Origin of the sequence: Nocardia farcinica, assembly GCF_029867845.1 — a bacterium.
In the GTDB taxonomy this organism is placed as follows: Bacteria; Actinomycetota; Actinomycetes; order Mycobacteriales; family Mycobacteriaceae; genus Nocardia; species Nocardia farcinica_A.
The window spans coordinates 1-1,344 of record NZ_JARWRU010000200.1 but is presented as its reverse complement, the minus strand read 5'-3'; the positions used below and the strand labels follow the sequence as shown (position 1 = coordinate 1,344).

Below are 1,344 nucleotides of genomic sequence, written 5' to 3'. Positions count from 1 at the left end.
CGTGTCCCGCGTCAAGTAGTTGGCAGGTTTTCGGTCTCGGGAAAGTTGGGTATCAGGGGGTCGGCGGCGCCGAGGTGGACCTCGGCGGGCCGGTTCCACGCGATGGCCTCGTGTGGACGGATGGTGTTGTACTCGATGCGGTAGGCGTCGGCGTGCTCGACGAGGGCCAGGACGTCGTCGATCTCCTCCAGGAACAGGCGCTCGTATTTCAGTGACCCGAACCCGCGTTCACGTGACCCGTTCTGTCCCGGGCTGCGTACCCGGGTCCGCACGTGCCGCAGTTCCGGGTGAGCGGTGATGAATGCTTCGAAGCGGAACGCCCGGAACGGGCCACCGTTGTCGGTCACGACCGTCACCGCCGGGAGGACTTCGCCGTCCGGGTCGCGCTCGCAGGCCTGGATCAGCGGTCGGCCGAACATCTGCTCGTAGTCGGCCAGAGCGAGCTCTATCGCGGTTATCGCGTCGTGCTGGTTCGCCGTCGGCGACACATGCCACCGATGCTCGTACTTCGACCAGTAGTCCCGGCAGCCGGCGATCCGCCACGTCCCACCGGTAGTGGTCTCGAACTCGCTGAAGTCCAACTGCCACACCTGATTCGGGCCCGTGGGCTCGACAGCGAAGGCGGCCTTGCGGCGCTGGGCAAGTTGTCGACGTTCGGCCTGGTAGGCCGCCGGCAGCAGCAGCCCGTCATCGCGCAGCAGCCGCAACACCGTCGCCTGCGACACCCGGTACCCCTCGTAACGGCACATCGCCCAGACCTTGCGGTGTCCCCACGCCGGATGCGCCAGCGCATGCCGGCGCGCAGCGTCTCGCACGGTTTCTCGGGCCGGTCGCGGCCACGGCCCTTTGACCGGCGAACCGGCCCGGACCCGGGCCTGCCGACGCCGCCAGGTCCGTTCGGGCACGCCGATCACTTGGCAAAACCTCGTGGTCGGCATGCCCGCTTCGATGCGGATCACCTCGAGGTCCTCGAAGGGCCCAACCGGCCCTCCGCGGACTTCTTCCACACCCGCGCCGCCAGATGCGCCTCACCCAAAGCCTGGGTCAGCTCGGTGATCTCGGCCTCGAGCTGTTGCTCGCGCGTCGATGGCCCCGACTTCCCTGCCACCAGCCCGGAACGGCCGGACTCGAGGAACTGCCGCTTCCAATTCCCTACCGACTGCTCGGACACCTTCGCCCGCCGCGCCGCCTCCGCGACAGTCACCTCACCGGCCAGGACCGACAACACGATCCTGACCTTCTCCTCAGCCGGTACAGCCGGCGGTCTCGCCATGAACGATCAGACTCCTTCTACAGGTCAAACCCGCAACAAACGGGCCCTGCCACAAAGTCTGACGCGCGACA

2 protein-coding genes are annotated in these 1,344 nt (G+C 67.6%); both read right to left on the bottom strand.

Annotation, left to right across the window (positions count from 1 at the left end; genetic code table 11):
- Positions 1-11: 11 nt before the first annotated feature.
- Positions 12-959, bottom strand: a complete 948-nt coding sequence (locus tag QH283_RS04115; protein ID WP_280501685.1) for an integrase core domain-containing protein — start codon at positions 957-959, stop codon at positions 12-14.
- Positions 956-1,273, bottom strand: a complete 318-nt coding sequence (locus QH283_RS04110; RefSeq protein ID WP_280501684.1) for a helix-turn-helix domain-containing protein — start codon at positions 1,271-1,273, stop codon at positions 956-958. Before QH283_RS04110 ends, QH283_RS04115 begins: the two co-directional genes overlap by 4 nt.
- Between the last annotated feature and the right edge of the window lie 71 nt (positions 1,274-1,344).

Coding starts and splice junctions, on each gene's coding strand:
- QH283_RS04110 (WP_280501684.1), bottom strand. CDS start 1,273: ATGGCGAGACCGCCGGCTGTACCGGCTGAGGAGAAGGTCAGGATCGTG.